The 802-nt window shown below is 41.6% G+C and carries 1 protein-coding gene; it reads left to right on the top strand.

Annotation, left to right across the window (positions count from 1 at the left end):
• Positions 1-47 precede the first annotated feature (47 nt).
• Positions 48-802, top strand: a 755-nt coding sequence (locus H8Z82_RS16950) for a hypothetical protein (protein WP_207724705.1), incomplete at its 3' end; no start/stop codon positions are given.

Raw genomic sequence — 802 nt, 5'->3', positions numbered from 1 at the left:
CGGAAGCTTCAGCTATTTTCGAGGATACTGTGGATTCAGACAGTGAAATGAGATATGAGAAATATGAGGCGACAGTTTCTAGTGAAATCCTTGATTTGGGACAGACTGGAGTAAACGGCGGCGGTTGGGAAAGGCTAGAGATAAAAAATACAGGTACAGAGAGCTGGCAGATCAAATCCATTTCAGAATTGAATGATTTTAGACTTGAACATTTAGAGCATCCATTATTATATGAGGGAAGACTTCCGATGAAAGTTGGGAATAAGGTTAAGCCCGGAGAAGCTGTTGCAGTGGATATTTATGTAAAGCCAAATCTTTCTCAGGGGATTCATGAAGAAACTTTTGTCATGGAAACAGAAGAAGGAATTCAGGCAGAGTGCAGGATACGGGTTCTCGTTCGTGGGGAATCAGAGGAGGATTACGAGGTTAACTGTGTACCAAATAGTGGTACGAGATTTCTCACAATTACTCAGGAAGAGTACGATTCATGGGATGATGTAGAACCAGAGCCGGATATGTTGATGTGCCCATCACGGTTGATTACAATATGCAACAATGGGCAAAAACCTGTCACAGTTGATTTTGAGGATACGGAACATTTCAGGGCATGGTTCTATATTGACGAAGACACGGGAGTTGTTATGCCGGGGGAAAATACGATAATTCAGGTTTTTCCGAAAGCAGAAGAACAGGTAGCTACTGATATTTTTAAGGTTTCCATCACAGGAGGAATAGAATTATCTTATATAATTTCCCAGAATTGTCCTCATATTGCACCGCCTTATCCGGAAGGAGCAACGAT

It is taken from the genome of Blautia difficilis, from assembly GCF_014297245.1.
In the GTDB taxonomy this organism is placed as follows: domain Bacteria; phylum Bacillota; class Clostridia; order Lachnospirales; family Lachnospiraceae; genus Blautia_A; species Blautia_A difficilis.
The sequence above is the reverse complement of the archived record's forward strand: the minus strand, read 5'-3'. Positions and strand labels throughout refer to the sequence as shown.